Origin of the sequence: Schnuerera sp. (assembly GCF_035459645.1) — a bacterium.
Lineage (GTDB): Bacteria > Bacillota > Clostridia > Tissierellales > Tepidimicrobiaceae > Schnuerera.
This window is the reverse complement of record NZ_DATHXO010000134.1, coordinates 1-1727: the sequence shown is the minus strand read 5'-3', so window position 1 is coordinate 1727 and position 1727 is coordinate 1. Positions and strand designations below refer to the sequence as shown.

3 protein-coding genes are annotated in these 1727 nt (G+C 30.0%); 1 reads left to right on the top strand and 2 read right to left on the bottom strand.

Features of this window, described 5'->3' with window-relative positions:
* Positions 1-434: S4 domain-containing protein (locus VK998_RS03115; RefSeq protein WP_325225376.1), on the top strand; the 434-nt coding region annotated here is incomplete at its 5' end.
* A 78-nt stretch (positions 435-512) separates the two neighbouring features.
* Here VK998_RS03115 and VK998_RS03110 read toward each other — a convergent pair.
* Together VK998_RS03110 and VK998_RS03105 are read right to left on the bottom strand one after the other, a co-directional pair.
* Positions 513-1058, bottom strand: a complete 546-nt coding sequence (locus tag VK998_RS03110) for a hypothetical protein (RefSeq protein ID WP_325225373.1) — start codon at positions 1056-1058, stop codon at positions 513-515.
* A partial coding sequence (locus VK998_RS03105) for a hypothetical protein (protein ID WP_325225369.1) occupies positions 1059-1727 on the bottom strand: 669 nt, incomplete at its 5' end.

The following is a 1727-nucleotide window of genomic DNA, read 5'->3' as shown; positions in this document are numbered from 1 at the left end:
TGAGTCTATTAACCTTCTTGCCTATGGATGAGGTAAAAAGGCTAGGAGCATTAGAAGGTGCTGAAATCAATAAAGCAAAAGAAATCCTAGCTTTTGAAGTAACCAAAATGGTCCACGGGGAAGAAGAAGCTATTAAAGCACAGAAAGCATCTAAAGCATTATTTGCTGGCTCCAAAGAAGAAGGTTCTATACCCTTCACAGAATTTAATAAGTCAGTCTTTGAAGAAGGTATAGGTATATTGGATTTACTAAAAAATGTAGGTCTTACTAAATCCAATAGCGAAGGTAGAAGACTTATAGAACAAGGGGGCATATCCATAGACGATGTAAAAATTGAAGATATTAATAGAACCGTTACATTAGAAGATTTTAAAGATAGTAAAATTCTTCTACGTAAAGGTAAGAAAGTATATCATCAAATAAGAATAAAATAATATTGATTATATAAAGGGACTGACTCAGAATAGTTAAGTAAACTCATTTTGAGTCAGCCTCATAAATTATATTGTTTTTTATCTTTGAAAATCTGCTAAGTCAAGTTCATCTATTAGTCCACTTTCAACCATATCTTCATAAGCATACATTTTGTAAACATAATAGCCATCTTTGTCAGTAGAAATGTAATTTTCTTCTATCCATAAAATCCATTTTTCAAGATCATTTTTTATCATATTTAAAGTATCGTAATCTGTCTCATTAATTGCACTTACTGAATCTACAAATAAATTATAATAATTATTTATCAAAGATGTGATTTCTCTTACATCATTCTCTTTTGTCTCTTTACTCTTACTGTGTGCATTCTCATAACGGTTCAAAACAAATTCAAAGTTCCTTGATATCTCTAATAAACGTCTAATATAAAATTCATCAATATTATCAGTTTCATGGTTGGAATGTTTTCCTATATCTGCTACAATGTGAGTTAATACTGCATAATGGTCATGCAACTCGCTAGATATATATTCCTCGGTACTTAATGTTTGATTATAAATAGTTCTAAAAAATAGAACTAATATTATGAAGATTAAAATTATAAGTAGTCTTTTTTCCCTCATTTACTCATATCCACCTCTTAGTGTATAACTATCTGTGTCCACTATTGTATGATGATTAACTAAAAATATATTGAAATCAAAATCAGCAGTTATATAGTGTCGCCCACTATATGGACTAGTTTCATCAATTGAATAAAATGTTTGATGACTATCTCTAACACGTAAGATTGGAGTTTCATTATTTATGCTAATGAATTTATATTGGTTTGAAGAAGATGCTGGTACTACAAAAGATCCTGATGAGTTAGAAGAACGCCCACTAAGAACTATGTTCAATGGTCCATATCCATAACTCCATTCAATGGTAAATCTTGGATTTGGATATCTTGTATGTGTCTCCCATTCCACTCTCCTAAAAACATCATCATTATTATCATCTAATTTTATAGAAATATCCGAATTAGTAACACCTAACATTTCTACATCATCTACAATTCTGCCATTATAAAGCACTCTCTGATCTTCGATAAAAATTAATGCATATCCTGTTGTTTTTTCACGAAGTAAGTCTTCCGTAGATAATTCAAGTATAATATCTATTTCATAAGTATAATCAAAATCTTCATAATATAATCTTCGAGTTGTTGAAACCAAATTACGATATGCATTGATTTGAACAGTATCACTGCCCATACATTCAATAATTGGTTCATATACTTTTACCCACCA

Coding starts and splice junctions, on each gene's coding strand:
- VK998_RS03110 (WP_325225373.1), bottom strand. CDS start 1,058: ATGAGGGAAAAAAGACTACTTATAATTTTAATCTTCATAATATTAGTT.